Below are 24933 nucleotides of genomic sequence, written 5' to 3' on the forward strand. Positions count from 1 at the left end.
CTCCTTTTTAAATATAAAAAAACCTTGCCTACAAAACTTAAACGTAGGCAAGGGAATAATTCCAAAAAAGATACCACTACTATAGAGTGAATCAGTTACAAGCTATCGTTCAAGCTTTAGCTCCGCAGGGCAATGTTGTTGCACTATTTCACGCCTTGTTTGTCGACGTGAACTGTTAGCCCTCTCATCGTGTCTCCACGACTCTGCGGCAGCAACCCGTATCCCTTGCGGTAGCCTCACCTACCGACGATTATGTCATTGACATAACCTTTATTATTATAACTGACATATTCTTTTTTGTCAATCTTTTTTATTTTTAATTTACTATAGACTCTGTTGCACCATTCATTGCCCAATCTTTTGATAAAAATAACGAATTATCAATATGATAGTTGACCTTACTTGGTGTCTTCATGAATTTTTCAATCGCTTTGTCTGTAGCTAGCCAACCTTTAGTACCAAAGTGGACAGTATCACCAGAGGCATAAGGCGTATTATACATATCTGTTAAGTCAGCAATTTGATAAAAGCCTTGACTACGCAATTGTGTTTTAATTTTAGAGCTGAAATTTTCGAGTGTTGCTTTTGATACTCCAGTGTAAGATGACCATGACCCATTTACTGGTTGAATAACAAATAAAACATCATTATTATTTTTGGCAAACACATTTAAGAGCTGTTGGAAATCCTGATACTCTGGACTTTCTAAATAAGAAACATGTTTTTTGAAATTTTCAAGATGTTTGTATTTAGATTTTATTTTCTTATCCCAAACTTGGTTATTGATTTGGAAAGGATTGTTATTTGAACTATCTTTTCCTTGGTCAATCGCCAATTTTTCTAAGTTTTCAGAGGTTGGATCATTGGGTAATTCTTTAGCAAACTTATTAATTTTTGGTGTAAGTCCAAGAGGTTGTGCTGTGAATTGTGAAACACTTGAGAAGAGTAAATCTTCTTTTCGCCAAAATTGAAGATTGGTCGCCACAGTCATTTTTTGTAGAGTGGTCAATGGTTTTTTATCTGCTAAACGTTCAAGAGAATTATAAATCGTCTCTTCAGATTTAAGCGATCTAAATCTTAATAAATGTTTTGCAAGTTGAGTGGTTGTATCTGCTTTAGGGTCTACTTCTTTTAACCAACCGTAAATCTCACCTTTGGATACAAAGTTTTTCAATTCACTTTCAACAATTCCTTGTTTTGAAAACCATTGTGGACTAATGACAAAAACAATTTTACGATTTTTTAACTCATTTGCCACAGAGTTCATATAGAAAAAGTGGGTTAAAGTAGTTGTTCCTGGTTGTCCTACTAAGAATGGCGTAAAACCAGAATTGTATTTTTTGAAATAGGCACTTGGGTGAAAAGAATCCACATGTTCCATTTCTGATGAACCAAGCACTGGTAAAAACTCGGGGTCTGAATAGGCTTGTTTTTTAATTGAATAGCCTGTAAAGCTTGGAGTATTTAGTGGTGATTGAGCAAATTTAACAAGTTGGTCTTTTGAGTATTTCATACCAACATTTATTGGAAGAAATATCAGTAAGCCAACAAGGGCTAAAGCTGCTATTAATGGGCCAATGGCTCTAAAAATTTTAATTTTCATCCTTTTTTTCCTGAACGCGTGCTGCTATTTTATTTGCTGTATTCCAATCTTCACGGTCCATTTCTGATGGTGGAAGACTGATATCAAAAGCGCCTTCTAATTCAACAATGAGCATGATGGCTCTCATTGAATCAAGAATTCCTTCTTCAAATAAATCCATGTCTAAGTCTTCACGGAATTCGTCTGTGCCTGATACGGTTTCGATAATATCAAAAATTTGTTCTTTCATTTTGTTTCTCCTAATGTTTTTTTATGATATGCCTAACGCCTTTTAGAAGTTAGGAAGTGGGAAATGTGGATCTATGCAGTGCATAATGATGTGATTTGGTATTCCTGAGAAAATAAGGAAACTGATAAATACTAGATTAAATGTAATGAAAATACTTATGGCACTTGTCCATTTATTATCTGGAATTTTCCAGTTTTTACGTTTCTTCAGACGTTTCCATGCGTCATACCCAATCATTAACATGGCGTGGTAGAAACCATAAAGGATGTAATACCAAGTTAAACCATGCCAGAATCCCATGAGTAACATATTTGCGAGGTAACCAATATTTGAGATGGTTACCATATTTTTAGACCATTTTTTAACCATGAATGTTTTCACTAATCTCATGAATACAAAGTCACGGAACCAAAAACTCAAGGTCATGTGCCATCTTTGCCAAAAATCATGAATATTTTTTGCTAAGAAGGGTTTGTTAAAGTTATGTGGGAGGTCATATCCCATTAAATTGCTGACACCAATGGCAAAGAGCGAGTAGCCAGCAAAATCAAAGAATAGATAGAGTCCGTAAGCATACATTGATGATGAAACATTCAAAAAGCTTGGGTGTATCGTTGCAGAGATTGCAATACCATGTAGCCAATATTGGTCAATCAAGTATCCGATGATAAATTTATAAAGGAAACCTTGGAAAATTCTAAAGACTCCTTTATTTAATAAATCAAGGTATTTTTCAGTGACAACTGGCGCTTTTAGTTCTTTAACAAAACGTCGGAAGCGGTCAATTGGTCCTGATGAAATCGTTGGATAAAAATAGAGGAAATATAGAAATTCTTTAAGAGGAACGGCTTTAATAAGTCCGTCTCGTATTTCCATAATCATGGCTACTGTCTTAAAACTGATGTAAGAGATTCCTAAGAATCCAAGAATTGAACCTGGTCCAGGTCCTGGATTGAACAGAGGATGCACTTTGACAATCACTAATGGCAAAATAGAGAGCAGAACGATGAGGTAGAAAACAAAACTCTGATTCTTATTTTGTTTTACTCGATACCACTCATAGAATTTTACAATGATAGTCTGGAAGACTCCGAAGCCGATTAATGCCCAAATTGTCACTGTTCCCGAAAATGTCAGCCAAAGAAAAGCGATGGTCAATAGGACTTGATACCACATGAGCTTTTTGCCCAGAAGCTGGGCAATAACGATAGGAATTAAAGCAAGTCCTAAAATCACGAAGTAAAAGGGTGTGGAATAGGGTTGCACTAGTTGTCACCTCGCTCTTTTTGGGCGAGTGCCTTACGGTCAACTTTGCCATTTTGATTCAATGGGAACTTTTTAAGATAAACAAACTTAGTTGGCATCATGTAATCCATAATTGTTTTTGAAAGTTCAGCTTTGAGTTCTTTTGTGAAGGCGCGTTCGGCTGCACGGTCTTCAAATGTTTTTTCTGTTTCTAAATAAGCGATTAATGCGGTGACTTTATGCTGGTCATTCGTTTTCGGTAAGACTACCGCTTTTTCAATCTCTCTTAAGTTCTGAATATTGGCTTCAATATCTTGAAGTTCAATACGGAATCCGTTAAATTTAACTTGAAAATCAATTCGCCCTTGGTAACGAAGCATTCCGTCAGTGGCAATTGAACCGGCATCTCCTGTATGATAAGCGGGTTTTCCGTCCACTGTGAAAAAGGCTTGCTCAGTTTTTTCTGGATTTTCAAAGTAACCTTTGGCTACCGAATCACCAACAATGATGATTTCCTTATCCATAATTTTTAAGTCAACACCTGGTTTGGCAAAACCAATTGGGACACGGTCATTTTCTGTCAGTAATTCTTTCGTGATTTTTACTGACGAAATAGCTCCAGTCGCTTCTGTTGGACCATAGGTATTGTATATATTTGCTGACGGAAAAGCTGTCAGTAATTTTTCTGCTGTTTTCTTTGTTAATTCTTCACCGCAGAAAATAAATTGAACTAATTGAGGGTGTTCTTTCTCAGTGAACGAAGGGTCCAATAAGCAAATATCAACAAATGATGGTGTTGAAATCCAAGTATTAATGACCGTTTTGTTCAAACGTTCAAAAAGTAATTTGAAGTTGGTTGTTTCATCACGTGAGAGTGAAATTAATGTTCCGCCAGTTGTAAGACTTGGGTACAAACTGAAAATTGATAAATCAAAGCTGTAAAGGGCTTGTGACAAGATCTGATTATTTTCAATTTTCATAAAATCATTGTTCATCCAATTGGTGAAAGTCACAAGATTATCATGACTGACTTCAACACCTTTTGGTACTCCTGTTGTTCCAGAAGTATAAATAATATAATTGCTGTCATCTCCAGAAACTGCTTTAGAAAAATCAAGTGCTGGAAGTTTGTCAGTCAAAATCTGGTCAGTAAGTTCAAGAGAAATTCTGTCAGTAAAAAGTGCTTCAAAATCTGCTGACAGCTCAACTGTTGTGAGTACCGCCGCTGGTTTTGCCGCTGATTTAATCATTTCTGTCCGCTCAAATGGTGTGTGAGCATCAACAGGAATATAAGCGTGACCAGTTAAATTTGTCGCAAGCATGGCTGCTAAAGTGATAAAATCGTTTTTACCGAAAATCAAGATTGGACGCTGATTCAAATTACGTTCATTGATTTGTTCTGAAATATGTGAAACCGCGGTAAATAATTGACGGTAAGTAAATTTCTGCTCACGCTCGGCAAGTACGATAAGGTCTGGTTCATTTTTTGCAATTTCAAAAATTTGTTCTAATAATTTCATAATTAACTCCTTTGATAATTCTCTCTAAAATTCGTTATAGATAAAGTGCGCTCCGCCAGTATGACTGTAGGAATAAAGATAGAGCAGAATTAAAATAATTATAAAGTAAAATACTGTTTTAGCCAAAAATAGACGAATTTCTTTTTTCTTGTCCATTGGAACTCCTTTTAAATATAAAATAATAAGAGATTTTTAGAATGCTCAGTTAATCTCATATCATTTACGACTCTGATTATAACATTAATTGAACAAAAAAAACTTACATTTCTGTAAGTTTAAACTTTGTTTAGAAAAGAAAACGGGTTCATTTTTTATTTGTGTATTTTTAAGGGTACGTCAGTCTTTTTGCATAATTTTTTGCTTAATAATTTTAACCACTTTTTCAGGGTTTTCGGCCTCTGTCAACAAAGAAATTACTGCAACACCACCAAGTTTAGTTTCTGATAATTCTGTCAGTAAACTTTGAGTAATTCCACCAATTCCAACAGTGGGTAATTGATTATGCTCAAGCATTTTTCTTAAATGGTTAATCCCAATTGGTTCTGCTGCGTCGGACTTGCTATTCGTTGGATAAATTGGACCAATTCCCAAATAGTCAGCCCCACTCTTTTGTGCCCTTTCTAATTCCATGTCATTACTGACAGAAAGTCCTACCCACATTTCTTGGCCAATCAGCTCACGAATTTTACTGACAGAATCATCGTCTTGCCCGACATGAATCCCGTCAGCTGACAATTCGCATGCCAATTCAACATCATCATTCACAATAAAAGAAACAACCGCTTTCTGAGCTACTTCTTGTAGTCTTTTCGCTACTTCTAATCGTTGATTTTTATTTTTATAAATTGTTCCCTTATCACGAAATTGATAAACCGTTACTCCACTTTTTATGATTACAGAAATTTTATTGACTGAATCATCAATTGAAAGTTTTGGAAAATCTTGTGGGCCAGCAATAAAATACGCTCTCAGGTCTAAAATTTTATTTTTCATTAATTGTCACCCAATGGTTCAACGGTCCATGACCGTGACCAACATTAATTGTTTGTGAAATAGCTTCAGTAATAAATAATTTAGCTTTTGGCATCACTTCTTTTAAATCATCTCCTAAAGCTAAATGAGCTGTAATATAAGAAGAAAGTGTATCTCCGGTTCCGTGTGTCCTTTCTGTCAGTAATCTTTTAGAGTCATAAGTACTGACAGAACCATCTGTCATCAATAAATAATCTCTGACCAGTTCTCCATTACCATGTCCCCCTTTAATCAGCACATTTTTAGCACCTAACTTTTGAATATCATGAAGGGCTTTTAAAATTTCCTTTTCGTCAGTAATTTTATAGCCACACATAACCTCTGCCTCTTCCAAATTGGGAGTGACCAATTCTGCTAAAGGTAACAATTCATTTTTTATCAAATCAATGGCTTCTCTTGTCAAAAGAATTGCCCCGCCTTTAGCCACCATTACCGGATCAACCAGCAAATGCTTCGGTTTATATTTTTTCAAGCCTTGAATTACCGCTTCAACTTGAGCAGTATCAAAAAGTGCCCCCGTTTTAGCTGCCGAAATTTCCAAATCAGAAAATACTGAGTCAAATTGAGCCAAAATAAAAGCCTTATTTGTCGGTAAAATTTCTTGTACCCCATAGGTATTTTGCGCTGTCAACCCTGTCACAATCGTTGCCGAATATACTTTTTGATTATGAAAAGTTTTCAGGTCGGCATTTATACCAGCCCCACCAGAAGAATCAATTCCAGCGATTGTCACAACTTGAGAAACATCAATCATTTCTTTTTCTCCCTTACATAACCTCTTGCGTCGCTTGATAAATTTTATCAAGAAGACGATTCACAAAATTTCCTGGTAGATTTTCTACTTGCTCAGTAGCTTTCACACCAGATTCACCGAAGAATTCTGTCGCTTCATGAGCGGCCTTAAATAAATCATCAGATACGGCCGCAAAAGTTCCAACAATTGCTGACAACATATCCCCACAGCCAACATTAATTTTGAAAAATGGACTATCAGTTTCAACAAATAATTCCTCAAACCCATTAGAAATAACATCAACTTTTCCAGTTTGAACAATGACTGCACCTGTTTTTTGAGCAGCAACTCGCGCGTGCTCAACTCCTAAATTTGACTCAAGTGCATCAATTCCTTTGTTCAAGCTCTCTTTATCAGCAAACCAAGCAATTTCTGCTGAATTCCCACGAATGATATCAAATTTCACCTCTTGCATTAATCTTTTGACAAAATTTGCTCTAAAAGGGACATTGACAGCAACTGGGTCCAAAATTAAGGGTTTGTGCTTTTGATTTGCTAACTGACAAATAGTCAGAAAAAGCGGATAATCCTTTTCTGAAATGGTACCAATATTAACCACTACAGCATCTGCAATTTCAACTAAAGTTTCACTTTCTGAAATTTCTGCAGTCATTAATGGTGAACCACCAGCAAAACTAATCGCATCTGCAACTCTTTGTGGAGTTACAAAATTCGCTAAATTTAAGATAAGTGGTTGTTTTTCTTGAATCTTTTCTAAAATTGGCATCAAAAAACTCCTTTATAGACACAAGGAGGGCTCTAGTATGATAAGAAAGTAAGCTAAAAGATTTTCATAAAGAAAATACAATTAAAACTCGGACACATTCTTACGCAGGTCTTAACCTGTTCAAGTCTGATGGTCTTTCTCAACCGGTAATTTTAGTTTTTACCAGTACCCATTGTGTGATAGATTTATTTTTAAAACTACAACTACTCTAACATATTTAAACTAAAAAAACTAATTTCGCAAATCTACAAAAGAAAAAACCTAGCCCAAAAGGCAGGTTTTTCTTATTTTTTATGCTCATCAATATGAGGGTCAACACTTTCTTCTTGACGATTAGTTTTTACCCAATCATTTTTAGAGTTGAAATATCGAATGGCTGACTGCGGATAAATTTGAGTTAAAATAAGTAGAAATTTCGTCAGATTAACCGTATCTTTCACTAGATCCCACACCCTTGTTTTTTCTTGAGATTTTCCTTTGTTATAAAGAATAGCCCATACAAAATTCACAAAGATAATATAAATTGACATCACGATAAAAAGCACAACAACAATTTTAAGTGATTGAGTAATCCCTGATAGGATAGCAGAATTAACAATCATAATCAGTGTATAAATTACAATGATATATTCAATTCCCATTAGCCAAGGTTTCAGTAGGGTCATCAATAATTCAAACTTCTGTTTATTCTGCAATTTTTTTGACCGAATCGTCGGCAAAATATATTTTGAAGATTGAATATTTCCCTGTGCCCACCGCACTCGTTGTTTAACCAAAGCCTCATTATCATTGATAATCCCTGTTTGTTCAATGTAAATATCATCGAATTGAGCATTTTTAACTTCAATATCTGACAGAAAGAGACGAGTTGATAAATCAAAATCTTCAACAAGTGAATCTGTCCAAGGCTCTTCATTCAATGCCTGAAGAGTACTTAATTTACAGAACTGCCCATTTCCACCAAAAGCAACTGTATTGGTCAAAGTCCGAAACATCTGTGTCGCATTGATAATTTCAGAAAATTCCAAGTCTTGTGAAGCATCTTTAAGCAAATTGGCAACACGAACCTTGGATTGTAAACCAGTAAGCTTAGCATCATGATTGAAAGCCATATTTACTTTTTCAAAATAATTGTTATCAAGTTTTGTATCGGCATCAATTATCGCAATAAGAACATCCTCCGGAGCAATTCCAGCTTCTTGAATTTGCTCACTAATTTGATAATAAGCCCAATTCAAAGCCGTCCCTTTTCCTTTTTGCGCATTAGGTTTAATACGTCTTAGAACATTCAATCGAGAATCTTGAATTTCAGAAATTTTTTCTAAGGTCCGATCATCACTTGCATCATCAATAACAGTCACTACCAAATTCTCATAATTATTTTTCAAAATACTTTTCAAAGTCGTTTGAATAACCGATTCTTCATTCAAACACGGAATCAAAACATAAATATGAAATTGTTTTTTTATTTTCTCATCTTTGAAATCTAATGCCGTTATCTTTTGTCTTTTATTGTATGAATACCATAAAATAACGACTTCTACCGTATAGTAAAGAAATACGAAAACTGAAAAAATAAAGAAAATATAATTGATACGGTCAAAAATATCAAAAACCAAATAACTTTGTTTCCAATAATGATATCTTACAATATATAAATAGAGGAAAGGCAAGCTTGAACCAATATATAGCAATATCTTGGTTCTTGGTCTGATAAATTTTTTCAAACCTGTATAGATTGTCAAAAGCATAATCACAACAACTTCAAAAATTTGTAGTGCAAAATAACTATTGAAGATTTTGTTATTAAAATGAATAAAATTAGTCGGTGGATTAAGAAGGAAAAGATAAGCATAAACTCCCAGAACAACCAGTATTAATACATAAATTGGTTTTAATGACAGTATCTTTTTCTTTGATTTTTCTCCCTTATATCCAATAACTAAAGCAAAAGCAATAATTGGTAGGACGAATTGAGAAAATACAGTCAATCCTTCTATCCAGTGAGCCAAAAAGACATTATAATTAAGCTCAATACTATTAAAGAAACCTTCTTGAGCAAAATTAAAGGTAATATTTACTTGAGTTCCTGAATAAACGATTAATGCAACGATGTAGACAACTAAGAGCACATAAACCGTGTATTTGATATTCTTTCCTAATTGTTTGGCATCAATCCCACTAAATTTACAAAAACTCAAATACATGATTGGCATAAATGGTACGATAAGATACCTGATATCCATATTACTGACAATCGAGAAATCAAACCCCTGATGTTCAACCAAGAATTTAATAATGAATTGAATCGTTATAATTGGCAATGTAAGAAACCACAAAGAAGCAATCAATGTTGCTAATTTATAAATTAACCTCTTCTTTGTTGAAACATAATAAGCTAAAGCACAACAAAGTAAAATGAAGAAAGCAATCAAAAATCGGAAGGAAAATAACTGCGGAACAGCATGTTCCCCACCTATGAGGTAAGTTAAGGAAACGATTAAGCGATTGGAACCATACATCAGGAAACCAAAGACACCGAGAATACTCAAATTTCTGACTGAATTCGGAATTTTTTCGCTATCCATAATGATAAAAAATGAGCTAAGCATCAATGGAGCCACAAAAAATAGAATGGTATAGAATTTTTCTCTAGATGTAAAATTTGATAAGCGAAAAATGAACTCAAAATTAAAAAGAAAGATAAAAATGAGACAAACAGACTGGAAAGACTTTAGATTAATTTTTTTATTTTTCATTTAGGATATTAATAATCTGTAAGGAAGTCGTACCATCACCATAAGGATTCTTACTCCCTGACATCCTTTCATATTTAGTCTTGTCTGTCAGTAAAGTCCGAGTCTCATTAACAATATTTTCTTTTGAAGTCCCCACAAGTTTTAAAGTACAAGCCAGTATACCTTCGGGTCTTTCAGTTGTATCACGTAAAACAAGCACTGGAATTCCTAAGAAAGCCGCTTCTTCTTGAATTCCACCAGAGTCAGTTAAAATCAACTCGGCATGACGCATCACATTATGAAAGTTAATTGTATCCAGCGGGTCAATGATTTTAATATTACTATGTTGCAGTAATTTTTGCGCTTTTTCACGAATGATTGGATTCATATGAATTGGATAAATGATTTTATGTGTTTCTTTAAATTCATCAGCAATCTCTGCAATTCCCTCAAAAATTTCTTCTAAATCACTCAAATTTTCACGACGGTGAGCTGTCACTAAAATCATTTTCTTGTCGGCTTGCCATGATAAAGCTTCATTCGTATAATCACCCTTTAAAGTATACTGAAACATATCTATAGCACTGTTCCCAACTACAAAAATCTGATTTTTTGGCTTACCTTCTTTTAAAAGATTTTCTTTCGTCATTTTTGTTGGTGTAAAATGATAATCAGCCATCAAACCAACAATTTGACGATTCATTTCTTCAGGAAATGGTGAAAATTTATTGTAAGTTCGCAAACCTGCTTCAATATGTGCCAACTTTATCTGATTAAAATAAGCAACCAAACTTCCAGCCAAAGTAGCTGCAGTATCACCATGAACTAAGATAACATCTGGTTGTTCCTTTTTAATAATTGGGTCAAGACCGCTAATTGATCCTGCCACAATTTCTGATAAACCAGAATATTTTTCCATGATTTTTAAATCGTAATCAACTTCCACAGAAAATTCATCTAAAAGTTCATTGAGCATTTCTTTGTGCTGCCCTGTGTTAACCAGAACAATTGGATTCCCTTGTCTTTTCGCTTCTTGAATTACCGGATAAACTTTAATAAATTCTGGTCTAGTTCCAAAAATAAATAGTAATTTTTTCATCTCCACCTCACTCATATATTATTATTAATTTTATTACCTATATGTAATATATCCATTAAATGTACATTATATACTACTTCATTTATATTCTAATAAATATTAGACTCAAGAGCAAATATATTGTATGAAATAAGATTAATTTAGAAACTATTAGCATACTAACCTATTATAAAAATACCAAAATCAAATAAATTTTGTAATTATTTGCTGACATTTATTGATTATATCTGACAAAAAATTTTTATTAGTACTTAATTCATCTTTTGTAGACAGTCATTGTCAAAAAAAAAAGAGATAAATTCTCTTTCTTTAAAATATATTCAATTGAAATTTTGTGAGTTTTGATTTATTTTTAAGTCTGAAAATACAAGATATTCTTTAATCTCAAAAAAAATTAACAATGAGCTCTTCACTTTAAAGATACACAAATCATTATCGATTATAATAAAAATATTATAAAATAAGATTATAGTTATATATCATGGTTTACTTTTTAATTTTTTAATGATGAGAAAGGAGTCTCCTATGAATACAAACAAGCAATCAACAACTTTTAACTATTATTTCAACATCACTGATAAAATGAAAAACTTTATTAAAAATAGTGGCACTAATCCATTTGTCGAGTTTGAAAATAGACAAGATTATCAGCCTATTTTCGATAATAAGCGACAAGTCGGATTGACAATCAATTCAGACACTAGTCAAACAGAACATGAAATTGCTAATTTTTCACTCACCTTACCAGGTTACCACTTTGAAGGTTGGAAAATTGTTCGCGATAGTCATTATGTGATCCCGCATAATATCTCCCGCGAGCAAGCTGCACTCTACGCTGGTGAAAATTCTGCCTTGCACAAAACAGGAATAAGCCCCGATTTCCTTTGGACTGCAGGTGATTATCTTCAAAATGTTGGTAAAGAATATGATATATATGCCCAGTGGACTCCTTTAGAATACGAAGTTCGCTATTCTTCTCGTACAATAAACAAGGTCGAACTCTCCTGGACCCACCCCTCAGATGTACGAACAGTTGAAAAAAATTTGATTCCCTATCTAAAACCCGAGTTGCGTGGCTACGACTTTGCCGGCTGGACAAGCATCATCGATTCCACTGAACAAACAATTTTTGAACCCTATACGATTATTCCTGCTGGTATTGGGCCAGTAAAACTTATTGCTCTATTTGAAGAAGTATTTTGAAAATTTGAGACTCATAGATAGCAAAAAAAAATACTACCAAGAAAAGACTTGGTAGTATTTTTAATAGAAAATCGATAATATTCGATTTTCTTTTCAAACAAGAATAAAATTCTTATTTAAGTGTGATTGAAGCACCAGCTGCTTCAAGTTTTTCTTTAACTTCGTTAGCTTCTGATTCAGAAAGACCTTCTTTGATCATTGTTGGTGCACCATCAACGAGTTCTTTAGCTTCTTTAAGTCCAAGACCAGTGATTCCACGTACTTCTTTGATTACTGCAACTTTTTTGTCGCCAGCTGATGTCAATTCAACGTCGAATGAATCTTTAGCTGCTGCTGCATCACCAGCACCTGCTGCTGCTGCAACTGGAGCTGCTGCTGTTACGTCAAATTTTTCTTCGATTGCTTTTACAAGTTCAGAAAGTTCAAGGATTGTTGCGTTTTCAAGTTCAGCAACGATGTTTTCAATGTTCAATGCCATTTTAATATTCTCCTATTAATTTTTTAGTTTGTTGCGTAAATCCGCCGATATAAGTAATGTTGCTTATAATTAAGCAGCTGATTCTTCTTTTTCTGCAACAGCTTTGACTGCAAGAGCCACGTTGCGGACAGGTGCTTGAAGCACTGAAAGAAGCATAGAAAGAAGTCCATCGCGGCTTGGAAGAGACGCAATAGCTTGGATTTCTTCTTTAGAAGAAACTTTACCTTCGATAACACCAGCTTTGATTTCAAGATTTTCAGCATCTTTTGCAAAGTCAGCCAAAACTTTTGCTGGTGCTACAACATCTTCGTTAGAAAATGCTACTGCTGATGGGCCAGAGAATGCTTCTGACAAACCTTCAAGACCAGCTTTTTCAGCTGCACGACGCAAAACTGAGTTTTTAACGACTTTGAATTCAACGCCTGCTTCACGAAGTTGTTTACGAAGTTGAGTATCTTGATCAACTGACAAACCACGTGAATCTGCAACAACGATAGATGCTGCTTCAGTCATTTTTTGTGCGTAAACATCAACCAATTCTGCTTTCTTAGCAATTGTTGCTTCATTTACTTTGTAATCGCTCATTTTTTTACCTCCATTTTATTTTGGTTGTAGAAATAAAAAATCTCTACACACAAAAGACATAGAGAGTTCAATTATCATTTTGATATTTGTCCTCGGTAGGAAGTTTATGACTTTCGTCCCCTACTGTCTTCGGTCAGTTCTTTTAGAACCGTAAATAAGTATATCAAAATTTTTCTTAAATTGCAAGACTAAACTTATTCTTTTTTCTTTTTTATTTTAGTTCATGCAATATTCTTTTGGTTTTTTGAAAGATGAAAAAATTTGACATTAACAATCTTTTTTTCATTTTTTATTTTCTCTTTGCTATCATTTTCTATCAATTTCTGTGAAAGCCATAAAACTAATTCATAAGTAATTGCAAAAATTGATCCAATTCCCAGTATTGGTAAAATTTCTCTTATCCAATTCATTTTTAAGCCCTCATTTTAATCTATAATCTGTGATTCTTCAATTTCTTCAAAATTATCAACCACTGGTCCAATAATTCGGAAATTATCTTCCTGTCCTAAATAAAAATCCTTGTATTGTGGATCTGGATTGAGTGAATGAATTCTAAACTGTCCATCTTCTTCTTCAAATACTTGTTTGATATACAAACGTTCTTCGCCCAAATCTCCTTCAGCAATGGCGTAAATATCACCACTCCGACCAAAACCAGTGTGTAAGAATGTTGCAATAGAAAAATTAGGGAATTCAGGTTCCATCGATTCCCCTTTTACTCTGGCTGCACCATCATATCGACCAAGAGTTTCAGAGGTGTAAGCTTTGTAGTGGCCACCTGTATTGCTTTGAGATTGACCAAAACCTGCCGATAATTCTTCATCTTCAACAATGGCGTAATCTAAAGAAGAACGTCTGTAAGTCTTCAAATTAATAAGCTCTGTTTTATTTTGTTCAATGAGAAAATCCGTAAAATTAATAACTGATTCTTGTTGTTCTCCTGTCAGTGAACGATAATTATCGATTAATTGTTTTTCTGCATTATTATCAGTTTCTTTGATTAATTCTTGAATAGGTAAATCATAGATATCTGCTAGTTTTTCTAATAATTCTAACGTTGGGTTGGTTGATTTTTGTTCCCAAAGGACATAAGCATTTTGCTTCATTCCTAGCTTTTCTGCTAATTGACTCTGTGTCAATTTTGCATTTTTTCTTAATTTTTTTAAGTTCTGACCAAAATTCATAAACTCTCCCTCCCGATCCTTATCAATCTTTCTTATATTATATCGCTTATTTTATTTTTTGTCAATATTTTTTATCAGGAAAACTGATAAACAAAAAACCGCTGCTATCAGTGGTTTTTCATAGTTCTTTTTGTAAAGTTTGAATTCGATACATGTCTGCATAATAACCATTAAGTGCTAAAAGTTGGTCATGATTTCCTCGCTCAATAATTTCTCCCTTGTTCAAGACTAAAATTTGGTCAGCATCTTTAATCGTTGATAAACGGTGAGCAATTGCCATTGTCGTTCGATTTTGTCGCATATTTGTCAGACCTTCTTGAATAAGCGCTTCAGTTTCAGTATCAATATTGGCTGTTGCTTCGTCTAATAAGAGAATTTTCGGATTACGCACAATCGTTCGAGCAAAGTTAATTAATTGACGTTCACCGGCCGAGAAGGCAGCCCCGCCTTCAATTACTTTGGTATCGTAACCATTTTCCAAATCCTTGATGAATTTGTCAGCTTGGACAAATCGAGCCGCTTCTTTAGCTGCTTGGTCAGTAATCTGTGGATTCATCATTTTGATATTGTCAGTAACTGACGCAACAAACATAAAGGAATCTTGCAATACTAAACCAATTTTTTTCCGAAGTTCTTCTTTTGAATAACTTCTAATGTCCTGATCATCAATCAACACTTGACCTTCTGTGAATTCATAGAATCGCATAAAGACATTGATAATACTCGATTTTCCTGAACCTGTATGACCTACAAAAGCAAGCGTTTCTCCAGGATTCACAATGAATGAGATATTTTTCAAAACTTGATGTTCTCCGTCGTATGAAAAACTGACATTGCGAAATTCAATTTTTCCTTCTTGAATGATTGGAGAATTGCTGACAGATTTTCTGTCAGTAAATTTTTCATCAACATTTTTACTGACAGAAGTTGAAATTCCTTGTTGTGGCGCAAATTCTTTTTCTTCCATGATTGTCTTGATGCGACTAGAGGCCACCAATCCATTTGAAAAGTTTGATAAAGAATCCATCAATCCTGAAATAGGATTAAAGTAAATTTGTACATTACTGATAAAAGCATAAATTAAACCAGCCTCAACCACTGCATGTAGACTACGATTAGAATACATCAACAAGACAACAACAATTGAGGTGGCCATCAAAAAATTAACCAAAGGGCTCAACAAAATCCCATTAATCTGAATCACTCGTTTTCGATAACCATAATATTCATCATTTGTTCTTTCAAATTCATTGCCTAGTCTGCTCTCTTGACGAAATTGTTGAATAATTCTCATCCCAGAAATGTATTCATTTAATTTCGTATTCAATTCTGAACGCTTAGCAAGCATGGCTTGATAAACTTTTGTACTCACTTTTTGATAAATCAGTACTGCCAAAATCAAGAGGGGAAGAATCAACAACATCACAAGCGCAATTTGGTGGTCAATAATAAACAAAGCAATGAAGGCAATGATAATAGAAAGCAAACTTGTTAATGCATTAAACAAAGTCTGCCAGAAATCAAATAAATCAGTGTCATTTGTGATTCTGGTGATTAACCAACCCGTCGGTTTTTGGTCAAAATATCGCATGCCTAGCTGATGAATTTTTCGATAAACTTTCTTACGAATGTATTGATTAACAAAAATTGAACCATTTTGCAGATAATTCCATTTGAAAAAGAAAGCAATTGAATTGATTATTGCTAAAATCAAATAAAGACTTGCAAAATAGAAAATAATCTGGTCAGTCGCTTTCATGGGTGTCAAATAAGAATCCATAAAAACGGACAAAACAAAAGGCATAAGTGAAGCCAGAGCAGTTGTAATTACACTAAAAACAAAAGCCCAAATAAAATACTTTTTGAAAGGTAATAAGAATTTGAAAATAAATTTAAAAACTTGCCAACTTTCTCTGACAGACATTTTGTCAGTAGATTTCTCCATTTTCTTCTCCTCCCCGATTTACTGACGAACCTGTCAGTAAATTCTCATCTTTATCATTCTCTGCCAAATGACTTTCAATCTGTTGCATTTGCCACATTTGAGCATACCAACCTCCAGATTTAATCAAAGCTTCATGCAAGCCACGCTCAATCACTTTTCCTTCGTCTAGCACGAGAATTTCATTAGCTTCCATTACTGATGACAATCTGTGACTGACAACTAACGTTGAACTTTCATGACGTAAAGCCTTCAGATTTGACAAAATTAACTGTTCAGTCTTGGCATCAACAGCTGACAGCGCATCATCTAAAATCAATAATTTAGGCTGAATAAGTAGCGCCCTCGCAATAGATAACCTTTGCTTTTGTCCACCAGAAAGTGAAACGCCACGCTCGCCAACCAAAGTATCATAACCTTCAGGAAAAGCAATAATATCATCATGAATTCCAGCTGCTTTAGCTGCAATTTCAACTTCTTCTTGACTCGCTGACATCTTAGCAAAGCGAATATTATCTCTGACAGACATCGAAAATAGAAAATGCTCTTGCGGAACATAACCAATCGCTGGCAAATATTCATCTAATTGATAATCCATAATATCATGGTCAGCAAAAGTAATATGTCCTTTGTAATGGTCAAACTCTCGCATTAAAAGTTTAATAATCGTTGATTTTCCTGCACCTGTTCGTCCAACCAAACCTAAAACATGACCTTCTTTTAAATCAAATTGAACTTTCTCCAGATTGCGCCCTTCATTCTCATTTGGATAAGTAAAACTTTCAATGTCAAAAAGGAGTTGACCTTCTTTTGGCATTTTCAAAGTACCTTCAGAAATTTTTGATTCCGCTTTTTGAGCTAATAATTTTTCTACTCGACTGTATGAAGCTCTTCCACGTTCAATAACATTAAAAAGAACACCAATAGCAAACATCGGCCAGACCAAATTCCCGATATAAGTCATAAAAGCAACCAACTGACCAATCGTTAAAACATGGTGAACAACATAGTAACCCCCTAAAAGAATGGTTAAAGTATAAGATAAACCAACAATTAAAGTGATTAAAGGATCGTACATTGAGTCAATCCAATTGACCCTGATAAAGGCTTTATCAATATTATCTAGCTTAACTTGGAAATCAGCCATATCCTGTTCTTCTTCACCAAAAGATTTGATTGCTTTCATTCCTGTAATCGATTCTTGGACCTTCTCATTCATTTCAGAGAAGGTTTCTTGGGCATGTTCAAAACTCACGTGAATTTTATCCCCTAAAATTTTAGATACTAGCGCGAGTAAAGGCAAAGGAAGGAAAGCAATAATCGTCAGGCGCCAGTCGATAAATAAGAGCATAGCAATGATTGTCATCCCGCCCGTCATTAAAGAATCTGCCCAAGTCAAAACACCAAGTCCAGCAACACTCTGTATCGCTTGCAAGTCATTAGTTGCATGAGCCATCAAATCGCCAGTCCGATTTCTCTGATAAAAAAGGGTATCCATTCGCAAAAAATGCCTAAAAAGCCGACTACGGATCATTTTTTCTAGTTTAAAAGCTTCACCCCAAATATTTGTCGACCAAAGAAAACGAAAGCCGTATTCAACGAATGCAGTAACCAATAAAATACCAGAAAAACTCAAAATTAAGGGTAAAGTCAAGTTACGCTTAACAATATGGTCAATAATTTTTCCGATAATTAAAGGCGGAATCAAGTGAGTTAACGAAACAATAAAAAGGGCTAATAGACCAACGCCATAACCTTTTTTCTCTGCCTTAAAAAACCACCATAAATCTTTAAAAATTTTCATACAGTCTATTCCATTTTATTTTATAATATTCTAAACATTAGTATACCATAAAGAAAGCGTTTAAAACAGACTATATGAAGTGAGATTCCCACTTATTTACTATTTAAATAAAAAAAGAAACTTCAAATCAATGAAATTTCTTTTTTTATTAAGCATTATAAAATTTTACGACTTTGTTTTTCTTGAACACTGCAACAATCAATCCAAATACCAGAGCAAAGATGATGTACTGCAAAGCATTAAAAGGTAAAACTACTGTTAAAAGATAAGTTGGATTCATAGTAACTGATAGAGAACCCATATTAAAAAGATGAGTTGCTCCAACAAAAATCTTATCAACATCGAAGCCAGCAGCTAAACGATAGAGAGGGAGTGCGTAGAAAACATTCAATACCATCATCACAAGAACTGATGCGATGGCTGCTAAAACCACACCAACTGTATAGTTTTTGATTGAGAATTTTTTCTTTGTAAAGAACCAAACAATTGCCATGAAGATTCCCAAAGCAACGAAGTTCATCGGCACACCAATCCAAGTTGATGGCCCTTGATTAAATAGGAGATACCATAAGATAGAGCGAATAAAGAGGATAATAAATCCATCACCCAATCCCAAAGTAAAGACTCCAATAAGTACTGGAATGATTGAGAGTTCAACTTTCATAAAATCAATTCCAGGCAATAGCGGAAACTGCAAAATCGGCAATAATAAGATTGTTGATAATGCAGCAAGCATGGCAATTAATACCATCCGACGTGTTTTAGACATAAAAAAACCTCCAAATATGAGAAAATAATTCTTCAAATTTCGAGGAAGTTGATAGACATTTTTGGTTTGGCTAAAAACAGTAATCCAACCGAAGTTGATTACACTACAAAAATTGTTCATCTTCTTCCATCCAGACTTTACTGTCGCTAGCAGATTCTCACTGCTTCAATCGCCGTAGCGAATCGCGGAGTCATAAGGTCAAAGCCCTATTTACCGCCGGTCCCGAATTACACGGTGCCCTGAAGATATTTTTATTATAGCACAAAAATAGTTTGCTTATCAAGAATAATATTTGCTTAAGAAATAAAAAAACAACTCTTTACAGAATTGTCTTTTATAGTAATCAAATTAATTTCCTTGGGCTGCATTAATCAATTGAGAAACTTCTTTTTTACTCAAACGACGAAATTGTCCTGTTGGAAGTCCATCTAATGTAAGAGTACCATATTGAATACGACTCAATTTTTGTACTGGAAGTCCTGCAGCTGCAAACATTTTTTTAACTTGATGATTTTGCCCTTCATGGATAGTTAAACTAACAATCGAATGATTTTTTGTTTTCTCTTGTTTAATAATCTCATAACGGGCGGGACTAACTTTTTTACCTTCAATAGTCATACCTAAAGTTAAAGGACGCAAGTTTTCTTTGTTCGCTTGGCCTTCTACCTTAGCAACATAGACCTTATCAACACCATGACGTGGGTGAGTCATCATATTCGTAAACTCACCGTCGTTTGTAAGCAAAAGCAAACCGCTTGTGTCCCAGTCCAAACGTCCCACAGGGTATATCCGTTCTTTAACTTGAGGCATTAAATCCATTACCGTTTGACGTCCTTTGTCATCGCTAACTGAAGAAATATAGCCTCTTGGTTTATTTAGAAGATAATAAACGGGTTCTTCGTTATAAACTGCTACTCCATTAACTTCAACGATATCTCCAGTTGAAACTTGATACCCCAAGTTTGTCATTGGAACATTATTTACCGTTACTTTTCCCGCTAAAATTAGTTCTTCTGCTTTACGTCTGCTTGCCACACCTGCATGGGCCAAATATTTATTGATTCTCATTTTCTTCACTTTCGTTAAATAAGGTTTGTTCTTCTCCGATAAATCTTGATTCATCTATTTCAGGTAATTCATCTAAATGATTAATCCCAATATAGTCTAAGAAAAATTCAGTTGTTGCATAAAGACTTGGACGTCCTGGTGCTTCAACTTGCCCGACCTTTTCAACCAAATCAAAAGCACGAAGTGTTGAGAGAACACCTGAGGAATTCACTCCACGGAGCTGATCGATTTCGAGTCGAGTTAAAGGTTGCTTATAAGCAATAATTGATAAAACTTCAAGAGCTGATTTTGACAACGATTGATTAAGAGGAGTTTTGGCATAGTTTTTGAGAATTTCTGCAAACTCTTCTTTTGTAGCCATACGATATTTACCTGCAGTTTCAATAATCGTTAAAGCAGATTCTTCATCAGAATGATATTTTTCTTTTAAATAATCAATTTGTTGCTGACAAGCTTGTTTAGACATTTCTGTCAATGCTGACAATTCTGCCAAAGTTAAACCAGCTTCGCCAGATACAAAAAGTAAGAGTTCACAACTTGCTGTCTTATTCACTAGTTTCTTTTCTTTCTAAAATAATTTCTCCAAAAAGCTCTCCTTGAGAAAAAGAAATCTGTTGATTTTTGATTAATTCTAAAAGAGCCATAAGAGTGGTGACGAGTTCATCTTTATTAGTAGAGCTAGAAAACAAATCTGAAAATTTACATATTTTTTGTTCTGTAAACCTTGTGCTTAATTCTAAAATCTTATCAGCAATTGTAAATTTCTCAGCTGCTATTTTTGTATTTTCATCTTGAAAATGTTGTCTTTGCAACTCAAGAATTTTGGTAAAAGCTAGAAATAAATCTAAAGCAGATTTATCCTGCAAAAGTACAGTTTCATCAGTGATAATTTCTGTCTTAGCTTTTGAATAAAAGTGACTACGCTCCTGATGAAGTTCATCTAAATCATGTGACAACATTTTATATTTCCGATATTCATCAATTTGAGCCAACAAATCATACTCAAGTTGTTCTGTATCTTCAATAAAAGTTTCGGTAACTGTCGGTAAAAGTCTTCTTGATTTAATTAACATCAGTTGACTTGCCATTAACATGTACTCTCCAGCTACTTCCAATTCAAGTTCTTTCATGGTTTGAATATAGATAAGATATTGCTCAATAACTGGTACCAATGGAACTTCAAAAATATCCATTTCATACTGACTTACCAAATGCAATAAAAGGTCGAGAGGGCCCTCGAAGTTTTTAATTTTTATATTGATTTCTTTAATCATATTTTACATAATAAAAATGGTGTAAATTCCTATCTATAATATTTTTCAAGCGTTGTAATGGTTGTTAAACCAAGTAGAGTTGCCAATTCATAAATTGACTTCCCTGTTTTAACTTGATGCAAGATATACTGTTCTCTAATTTCTTTGGAAGAATAGTTCGTAAATTTTTTCAATTCAGTATAAAGAAATTGACGAGATTTTGCGAATAATTCATCAGCATTATTTATAGCTTTAACTCTTATGGCAAATTTTTCTCTAATTGGCAAAACACGTTTTATTCCAGCTTTTTCAATCGTGAGATATTTAAAGTTCCAATTAAAATTTTCCCATTTCAATTTTTGTATCTCAGCAAAATTTAAACCAAATTCTAAAATTAATAAAGCTAAAAATTGTCCTGGACAGGTCAAAGGACCATAGAACTCAGGAAATTCCTTAATCATTGGATGATAACTTTGATCCGTCTGTGATTTTTTTTGAACGACTTGTTTAATTTTAAAGTACTGATCAACTTTTTGTCTTTGATATAGGAAAAGCAAATATTGATTTGCACTCGAAATCTTCCTCCGTTGTGCTGCTGGCGAAAGATTACTAATTTGAATTTTGTAAAGTTCTAAGTTTTCTGTTGTGAGTGACTTATCTTCAAAGAAAGCCTGCAAAGAAACTAAATCATAATGGTAATTTGAACGAGTATTCTCTGAAAAATTTCTGCTTGCTAAATACCCGTCAATCTCGTTTGGTAATTTCATAATATTTTGTAAAGTCGTGAGCAAAGGCACTAAAGGCCTTTAATATTTCTTGCCTAACAACAATCCCCATAAATTCCTGTCTTTTGACTACTGGGAGAAATGGCTCCTTAATTAATTTGTGCATCATTTCTTCCAAAGTTACTGATGGTCCAATTGTTTGAACCTCTTTATTAACTATTTCCGAAATTGATGTATTATGTAATTTTTCAAAAAAGAAATTCTGTTCCATTTCAAATTCAACGATTTCTGTTAAACCCAAAACACCAACGTATTCCTTTTTTTCATTTAAAACTGGAACTCGTGAATACTTATACTGACTAAGCATCAGTTTTGCATGAGCAATATTATGCTCAGCATAAAGTACAGCAACATTTGAGGCAGGAATCATAAAGGTTTCACTTTGATTCAAGATAAAATCCTCAATCTTTTTATCAATCATGCAAATTACTCCTTAAAGAGCTTTGTAGACTTAGAGTCTGAACTGTAGTTCCGGGATAGGTTCATGTTGCAGATTTCGATAAGAAACATTGAACTCTTCTCCTTCAATCTCAATTATAGCATACATTTTGATATCATACTTCCCTCTAGGTTGTGCAACTGAACCTGGATTTACATAAAGTATATTATTTATTTTTTGTGCTACTGGTTGATGGATATGTCCAAAAAGCGCGATATCTGCGTTCTTTTCCTCAGCAAAATAAGAATAACGGTCTAATCCTAAACCAACATAAAAAAGATGACCATGTGTAATTAATACCTTTTTTCCTTCAACTTCTTGAGTAAGAAAATCATGATATCCACTATCATAATCACAGTTCCCAGCAACAACAGTTATTCCTTGCCAAATTTCATCAGAACTAGAAAGTTCAGAATCTCCACAATGAAAGATAGCAGTTGCTTCATTCAAATATTTTGATTTTATGGATTCAACCACATCGCGATCATAATGTGAATCAGACATTACTACAAACATAAGCATCCCTCTTTTACATAATTATAGTTATGTTAATTTATTTAAACTTATTTGTCAAGCCACTCAGGAAGTTCAGCCATCAATTTTCTCAAGGCCTGTCCGCGATGAGAGACTTGATTTTTTTCTTTTTCTGATAATTCTGCAGCTGTTCTAAAGGCATCAACCATGAAAATAGGATCATAGCCAAAACCATTTTCTCCTTTAGGAGCGAGAGCAATATAGCCATTCCAATCTGCTTCTACAACTAAACTCTCACGGTCTGGTTTTGCCGCCACAAGCGTAGTATGAAAATGTGCGCTTCTACGTTCTGGAGTAATTGCCGTTGGAGCCAGTTCGTGCAAAAGTTTTGCGATATTTTTCTCATCAGTAGGATCTGGAGCTGAGAAACGATGCGACCAAATGCCAGGCAAACCACCAAGGACATCAACACAAAGTCCTGAATCATCGCCAATAACTACTTGCCCAGTAATTTCAGCGATTTGTTCTGCTTTTAAACGAGCATTTTCTTCAAAAGTGGTTCCAGTTTCTTCAATTTCAGGAAGTTCTGGATAATCTGTTAAATCTTTGATTTCATAACCGAAATCAGCAAATAATTTTTTAAATTCTTTTGTTTTTCCTGAATTTCTTGTTGCGATAATAAGTGTTTTTTCCATTTATTTTTCCTTATTGAAATTCTCTATTTCAGTATGTTCAATCTGAAGTTGTCCGATGTTTAACCATTTTTCTGCAATTTCTCGAAATGAATTAACGCCCGCAGTAGTATAGAAACGATGCTCTAATGATTGACGTTCTTGTCCATTTATTGAAAAATAATTGAGCAAAACAGAGATGTCTCGTACAGCTTCTGCTCCAGAATCAATCAAACGCACCTCTTTTCCCATTGTTTCTTGGATTAAGGAACGTAAGAGAGGATAGTGAGTACATCCGAGAATTAAGGTATCTACTTTTCCAATTAGTGGAACAAGACTTTCTGATACAACTTTTCTAGCAATTTCAGATTCCATTTCATTTGACTCAACAATTGAAACAAATTTTGGACATGCTAGGCTATATACTTCTACTGCTGATGATTTACGAGCAATTGTTTTATGATATTCATCTGAACGAATCGAAGCTTGAGTGGCGATTACACCAATTTTATTTGTTTTTGTTTTTTGAATTGCTGAGCTTGCTCCGGGTAGGATGACACCAATCACCGGTATATCTAGTTTTTCTTTTACAATTTCTAAGGCCATCGCTGTTGCTGTATTACAGGCCATTACAATCATTTTCACATCTTTTGATAGTAAAAAATTAACCATGTCCCAAGTGAACGCTATGATCTGTTCACGACTACGCGGACCATAAGGAGCTCTTCTTGTATCTCCTATGTAGACAATTTCTTCATTTGGGAGTTGTCTAAGGAGTTCGCGAGCAACAGTCAGTCCACCAACACCAGAATCTAAGAGGCCGATTGGTCGATTGTCCATTTTTCTTCACCTTTTTAAATATCTAATTCAAATTCTTTCTTATCCAAAATCTGTATTTTTTAATATAATGGATACTTTATTTATGATGATAAAAGCAAACGCTGAGAGAGTTTAGAACTTGTGTTCTACTGCTTCGCTCAGCGTATATAATAGCTTATTTTTTGTTTGTGTCTGATTGCTTTGCAGCAGCACGAATTTGGCGAAGAACTTGTTGGACTTGAACTTCACTTGGTTTACGTCCCATAGATCCCATCATAAGACGAACAGCATCTTCATTAAGGGGTGGGTTATCCATAAGTAATTTTTTTGTTTGGCGTTGTGAGAACCATGTTCCCAAGAAAAAACCTGCCAAAAGGCATACAACCATAAGCAAAATTGCTAAGATTAAATTCATTTTGAATCTCCTAATTTTGGCGAAACGCTTTCGCCATTGATGACATCTTATTATATCA

At 34.3% G+C, this 24933-nt stretch carries 27 protein-coding genes, 3 riboswitches and 1 other annotated feature; of the genes, 1 reads left to right on the top strand and 26 read right to left on the bottom strand.

What is annotated here, in order from left to right:
* Nucleotides 1-93: 93 nt before the first annotated feature.
* A riboswitch (M-box (ykoK) riboswitch) is annotated at nt 94-255 on the bottom strand.
* A gap of 61 nt (nt 256-316) precedes the next feature.
* The 10 genes from dltD to wecB all read right to left on the bottom strand — a co-directional run bounded on the left by dltD (nt 317) and on the right by wecB (nt 10986).
* Nucleotides 317-1603, bottom strand: coding sequence for a D-alanyl-lipoteichoic acid biosynthesis protein DltD (gene dltD / locus ACRYLU_RS06125; RefSeq protein WP_260310339.1), 1287 nt, complete (start codon nt 1601-1603; stop codon nt 317-319).
* A complete protein-coding gene (dltC, locus tag ACRYLU_RS06130) occupies nt 1593-1832 on the bottom strand; it encodes a D-alanine--poly(phosphoribitol) ligase subunit DltC (protein ID WP_003130226.1) in 240 nt (79 codons plus the stop codon). The genes dltD and dltC overlap by 11 nt, the downstream gene beginning before the upstream one ends.
* Before the next feature lie 42 nt (nt 1833-1874).
* Nucleotides 1875-3098, bottom strand: a complete 1224-nt coding sequence (dltB, locus tag ACRYLU_RS06135; protein ID WP_038600841.1) for a D-alanyl-lipoteichoic acid biosynthesis protein DltB — start codon at nt 3096-3098, stop codon at nt 1875-1877.
* On the bottom strand, nt 3098-4597 hold the full coding sequence (dltA, locus tag ACRYLU_RS06140) for a D-alanine--poly(phosphoribitol) ligase subunit DltA (RefSeq protein WP_058205708.1): 1500 nt from the start codon (nt 4595-4597) through the stop codon (nt 3098-3100). The genes dltB and dltA overlap by 1 nt, the downstream gene beginning before the upstream one ends.
* Nucleotides 4598-4621: 24 nt before the next feature.
* Entirely contained in the window at nt 4622-4753 is a 132-nt protein-coding gene (gene dltX, locus ACRYLU_RS06145) for a teichoic acid D-Ala incorporation-associated protein DltX (protein ID WP_003130223.1), read from the bottom strand.
* A 180-nt stretch (nt 4754-4933) separates the two neighbouring features.
* Nucleotides 4934-5590: a thiamine phosphate synthase gene (gene thiE, locus ACRYLU_RS06150; RefSeq protein WP_311867163.1), complete on the bottom strand. Its 657-nt coding sequence runs from the start codon at nt 5588-5590 to the stop codon at nt 4934-4936.
* Nucleotides 5580-6383 carry a bifunctional hydroxymethylpyrimidine kinase/phosphomethylpyrimidine kinase gene (gene thiD, locus ACRYLU_RS06155; protein ID WP_260310341.1) on the bottom strand — a complete coding sequence of 268 codons (804 nt, stop codon included), beginning with the start codon at nt 6381-6383 and terminating at the stop codon, nt 5580-5582. The genes thiE and thiD overlap by 11 nt, the downstream gene beginning before the upstream one ends.
* A 13-nt stretch (nt 6384-6396) precedes the next feature.
* The gene (gene thiM, locus ACRYLU_RS06160) at nt 6397-7149 is read right to left on the bottom strand and encodes a hydroxyethylthiazole kinase (protein WP_038600829.1); all 753 of its coding nucleotides are present in this window, start codon (nt 7147-7149) and stop codon (nt 6397-6399) included.
* Nucleotides 7150-7229: 80 nt separating this feature from the next.
* A riboswitch (TPP riboswitch) is annotated at nt 7230-7332 on the bottom strand.
* Between the two features lie 101 nt (nt 7333-7433).
* The gene (locus ACRYLU_RS06165) at nt 7434-9908 is read right to left on the bottom strand and encodes a glycosyltransferase family protein (protein ID WP_445080767.1); all 2475 of its coding nucleotides are present in this window, start codon (nt 9906-9908) and stop codon (nt 7434-7436) included.
* Nucleotides 9898-10986 carry a non-hydrolyzing UDP-N-acetylglucosamine 2-epimerase gene (gene wecB, locus ACRYLU_RS06170; protein WP_260310344.1) on the bottom strand — a complete coding sequence of 363 codons (1089 nt, stop codon included), beginning with the start codon at nt 10984-10986 and terminating at the stop codon, nt 9898-9900. Before wecB ends, ACRYLU_RS06165 begins: the two co-directional genes overlap by 11 nt.
* 525 nt (nt 10987-11511) lie before the next feature.
* On the opposite strand from wecB, the gene ACRYLU_RS06175 reads away from it, so the two are divergent.
* Nucleotides 11512-12189 carry a hypothetical protein gene (locus ACRYLU_RS06175; RefSeq protein ID WP_230315047.1) on the top strand — a complete coding sequence of 226 codons (678 nt, stop codon included), beginning with the start codon at nt 11512-11514 and terminating at the stop codon, nt 12187-12189.
* 112 nt (nt 12190-12301) lie between these two features.
* On the opposite strand, the gene rplL is transcribed toward ACRYLU_RS06175, so the two are convergent.
* The 16 genes from rplL to ACRYLU_RS06255 all read right to left on the bottom strand — a co-directional run bounded on the left by rplL (nt 12302) and on the right by ACRYLU_RS06255 (nt 24875).
* Nucleotides 12302-12667, bottom strand: coding sequence for a 50S ribosomal protein L7/L12 (rplL, locus tag ACRYLU_RS06180; RefSeq protein ID WP_003130214.1), 366 nt, complete (start codon nt 12665-12667; stop codon nt 12302-12304).
* A 69-nt stretch (nt 12668-12736) separates the two neighbouring features.
* Nucleotides 12737-13252 carry a 50S ribosomal protein L10 gene (rplJ, locus tag ACRYLU_RS06185; RefSeq protein WP_003130213.1) on the bottom strand — a complete coding sequence of 172 codons (516 nt, stop codon included), beginning with the start codon at nt 13250-13252 and terminating at the stop codon, nt 12737-12739.
* Nucleotides 13253-13277: 25 nt separating this feature from the next.
* Nucleotides 13278-13403 (bottom strand) — a sequence feature (ribosomal protein L10 leader region).
* Between the two features lie 70 nt (nt 13404-13473).
* Nucleotides 13474-13662, bottom strand: a complete 189-nt coding sequence (locus ACRYLU_RS06190; protein ID WP_445080768.1) for a hypothetical protein — start codon at nt 13660-13662, stop codon at nt 13474-13476.
* Between the two features lie 15 nt (nt 13663-13677).
* Complete coding sequence (locus ACRYLU_RS06195; protein ID WP_038600812.1) at nt 13678-14436, bottom strand: helix-turn-helix domain-containing protein; 759 nt, start codon at nt 14434-14436, stop codon at nt 13678-13680.
* 118 nt (nt 14437-14554) lie between these two features.
* Nucleotides 14555-16381 (bottom strand): ABC transporter ATP-binding protein, encoded by a 1827-nt coding sequence (locus ACRYLU_RS06200; RefSeq protein ID WP_260310346.1) that lies wholly within the window; start codon nt 16379-16381, stop codon nt 14555-14557.
* Entirely contained in the window at nt 16365-18182 is a 1818-nt protein-coding gene (locus tag ACRYLU_RS06205; protein WP_445080769.1) for an ABC transporter ATP-binding protein, read from the bottom strand. The genes ACRYLU_RS06200 and ACRYLU_RS06205 overlap by 17 nt, the downstream gene beginning before the upstream one ends.
* A 148-nt stretch (nt 18183-18330) precedes the next feature.
* On the bottom strand, nt 18331-18951 hold the full coding sequence (locus ACRYLU_RS06210) for an ECF transporter S component (protein WP_445080770.1): 621 nt from the start codon (nt 18949-18951) through the stop codon (nt 18331-18333).
* A gap of 114 nt (nt 18952-19065) precedes the next feature.
* Nucleotides 19066-19202: riboswitch (FMN riboswitch) on the bottom strand.
* A gap of 97 nt (nt 19203-19299) precedes the next feature.
* A complete protein-coding gene (locus ACRYLU_RS06215; protein WP_003130202.1) occupies nt 19300-20019 on the bottom strand; it encodes a pseudouridine synthase in 720 nt (239 codons plus the stop codon).
* On the bottom strand, nt 20006-20572 hold the full coding sequence (scpB, locus tag ACRYLU_RS06220) for an SMC-Scp complex subunit ScpB (RefSeq protein WP_445080771.1): 567 nt from the start codon (nt 20570-20572) through the stop codon (nt 20006-20008). The genes ACRYLU_RS06215 and scpB overlap by 14 nt, the downstream gene beginning before the upstream one ends.
* A complete protein-coding gene (locus ACRYLU_RS06225; RefSeq protein ID WP_445080772.1) occupies nt 20565-21293 on the bottom strand; it encodes a segregation/condensation protein A in 729 nt (242 codons plus the stop codon). The genes scpB and ACRYLU_RS06225 overlap by 8 nt, the downstream gene beginning before the upstream one ends.
* 29 nt (nt 21294-21322) lie before the next feature.
* Nucleotides 21323-22039, bottom strand: coding sequence for a site-specific tyrosine recombinase XerD (gene xerD, locus ACRYLU_RS06230; protein WP_038600794.1), 717 nt, complete (start codon nt 22037-22039; stop codon nt 21323-21325).
* Nucleotides 22017-22478: a cyclic-di-AMP-binding protein CbpB gene (gene cbpB / locus ACRYLU_RS06235; RefSeq protein WP_038600790.1), complete on the bottom strand. Its 462-nt coding sequence runs from the start codon at nt 22476-22478 to the stop codon at nt 22017-22019. The genes xerD and cbpB overlap by 23 nt, the downstream gene beginning before the upstream one ends.
* A 30-nt stretch (nt 22479-22508) precedes the next feature.
* The gene (locus ACRYLU_RS06240; RefSeq protein WP_256293833.1) at nt 22509-23012 is read right to left on the bottom strand and encodes a metallophosphoesterase; all 504 of its coding nucleotides are present in this window, start codon (nt 23010-23012) and stop codon (nt 22509-22511) included.
* Between the two features lie 47 nt (nt 23013-23059).
* Nucleotides 23060-23665 carry a nucleoside-triphosphate diphosphatase gene (locus tag ACRYLU_RS06245; RefSeq protein ID WP_038600785.1) on the bottom strand — a complete coding sequence of 202 codons (606 nt, stop codon included), beginning with the start codon at nt 23663-23665 and terminating at the stop codon, nt 23060-23062.
* Complete coding sequence (gene racE / locus ACRYLU_RS06250) at nt 23666-24481, bottom strand: glutamate racemase (protein WP_038600782.1); 816 nt, start codon at nt 24479-24481, stop codon at nt 23666-23668.
* A gap of 154 nt (nt 24482-24635) precedes the next feature.
* Entirely contained in the window at nt 24636-24875 is a 240-nt protein-coding gene (locus ACRYLU_RS06255) for a YneF family protein (protein WP_003130191.1), read from the bottom strand.
* Nucleotides 24876-24933 lie beyond the last annotated feature (58 nt).

The sequence above is a fragment of the Lactococcus sp. KTH0-1S genome, from assembly GCF_052544945.1.

Excerpts from the sequence above, each read along its gene's own strand:
- dltD (WP_260310339.1), bottom strand. The coding sequence starts at position 1,603 with ATGAAAATTAAAATTTTTAGAGCCATTGGCCCATTAATAGCAGCTTTA.
- dltC (WP_003130226.1), bottom strand. The coding sequence starts at position 1,832 with ATGAAAGAACAAATTTTTGATATTATCGAAACCGTATCAGGCACAGAC.
- dltA (WP_058205708.1), bottom strand. The coding sequence starts at position 4,597 with ATGAAATTATTAGAACAAATTTTTGAAATTGCAAAAAATGAACCAGAC.
- dltX (WP_003130223.1), bottom strand. The coding sequence starts at position 4,753 with ATGGACAAGAAAAAAGAAATTCGTCTATTTTTGGCTAAAACAGTATTT.
- thiE (WP_311867163.1), bottom strand. The coding sequence starts at position 5,590 with ATGAAAAATAAAATTTTAGACCTGAGAGCGTATTTTATTGCTGGCCCA.
- thiD (WP_260310341.1), bottom strand. The coding sequence starts at position 6,383 with ATGATTGATGTTTCTCAAGTTGTGACAATCGCTGGAATTGATTCTTCT.
- thiM (WP_038600829.1), bottom strand. The coding sequence starts at position 7,149 with ATGCCAATTTTAGAAAAGATTCAAGAAAAACAACCACTTATCTTAAAT.
- ACRYLU_RS06165 (WP_445080767.1), bottom strand. The coding sequence starts at position 9,908 with ATGAAAAATAAAAAAATTAATCTAAAGTCTTTCCAGTCTGTTTGTCTC.
- wecB (WP_260310344.1), bottom strand. The coding sequence starts at position 10,986 with ATGAAAAAATTACTATTTATTTTTGGAACTAGACCAGAATTTATTAAA.
- ACRYLU_RS06175 (WP_230315047.1), top strand. The coding sequence starts at position 11,512 with ATGAATACAAACAAGCAATCAACAACTTTTAACTATTATTTCAACATC.
- rplL (WP_003130214.1), bottom strand. The coding sequence starts at position 12,667 with ATGGCATTGAACATTGAAAACATCGTTGCTGAACTTGAAAACGCAACA.
- rplJ (WP_003130213.1), bottom strand. The coding sequence starts at position 13,252 with ATGAGCGATTACAAAGTAAATGAAGCAACAATTGCTAAGAAAGCAGAA.
- ACRYLU_RS06190 (WP_445080768.1), bottom strand. The coding sequence starts at position 13,662 with ATGAATTGGATAAGAGAAATTTTACCAATACTGGGAATTGGATCAATT.
- ACRYLU_RS06195 (WP_038600812.1), bottom strand. The coding sequence starts at position 14,436 with ATGAATTTTGGTCAGAACTTAAAAAAATTAAGAAAAAATGCAAAATTG.
- ACRYLU_RS06200 (WP_260310346.1), bottom strand. The coding sequence starts at position 16,381 with ATGGAGAAATCTACTGACAAAATGTCTGTCAGAGAAAGTTGGCAAGTT.
- ACRYLU_RS06205 (WP_445080769.1), bottom strand. The coding sequence starts at position 18,182 with ATGAAAATTTTTAAAGATTTATGGTGGTTTTTTAAGGCAGAGAAAAAA.
- ACRYLU_RS06210 (WP_445080770.1), bottom strand. The coding sequence starts at position 18,951 with ATGTCTAAAACACGTCGGATGGTATTAATTGCCATGCTTGCTGCATTA.
- ACRYLU_RS06215 (WP_003130202.1), bottom strand. The coding sequence starts at position 20,019 with ATGAGAATCAATAAATATTTGGCCCATGCAGGTGTGGCAAGCAGACGT.
- ACRYLU_RS06225 (WP_445080772.1), bottom strand. The coding sequence starts at position 21,293 with ATGATTAAAGAAATCAATATAAAAATTAAAAACTTCGAGGGCCCTCTC.
- xerD (WP_038600794.1), bottom strand. The coding sequence starts at position 22,039 with ATGAAATTACCAAACGAGATTGACGGGTATTTAGCAAGCAGAAATTTT.
- cbpB (WP_038600790.1), bottom strand. The coding sequence starts at position 22,478 with ATGATTGATAAAAAGATTGAGGATTTTATCTTGAATCAAAGTGAAACC.
- ACRYLU_RS06240 (WP_256293833.1), bottom strand. The coding sequence starts at position 23,012 with ATGTTTGTAGTAATGTCTGATTCACATTATGATCGCGATGTGGTTGAA.
- ACRYLU_RS06245 (WP_038600785.1), bottom strand. The coding sequence starts at position 23,665 with ATGGAAAAAACACTTATTATCGCAACAAGAAATTCAGGAAAAACAAAA.
- racE (WP_038600782.1), bottom strand. The coding sequence starts at position 24,481 with ATGGACAATCGACCAATCGGCCTCTTAGATTCTGGTGTTGGTGGACTG.
- ACRYLU_RS06255 (WP_003130191.1), bottom strand. The coding sequence starts at position 24,875 with ATGAATTTAATCTTAGCAATTTTGCTTATGGTTGTATGCCTTTTGGCA.